1 protein-coding gene is annotated in these 328 nt (G+C 40.9%); it reads left to right on the top strand.

All coding sequences use genetic code 11. The features are described from left to right. On the top strand, window positions 1-328 hold a 328-nt coding region (locus tag J7R07_RS08075), incomplete at both ends, for a hypothetical protein (protein WP_208436328.1).

Here is a 328-nt window from a genome sequence, read left to right as displayed (position 1 = left end):
ACAGACGATGTGCAAATCACATCATCTAAGGACAGTGGGCTCCATGCACAAAATGGTGGTACAATCAATATGAAAGGCGGAACCATTACCGCTTTCGATACCGGTGCTATCTTCGAAAACAGTAAGACCGATGCAAATAAACTGGAAAATATAAAGATATCCAGTGGTAAAGATGATGCACCACTGAATGTTGGAGTAAAAGCAACAAACAGTAACGTTGCTTTAAAAGATGTAAACGTCGCTCAAGCAAACAATGCCGTAGTTGCAAATGATCACTCTCAAATGACAATCTCTGGAGGGAAATTCGAATCCATAGGGGAAACGATCT

This window comes from Bartonella phoceensis, assembly GCF_902825145.1.
Lineage (GTDB): Bacteria > Pseudomonadota > Alphaproteobacteria > Rhizobiales > Rhizobiaceae > Bartonella > Bartonella phoceensis.
Note: the sequence above shows the minus strand (reverse complement) of the source record. Positions and strands in the feature narration are given on the sequence as shown.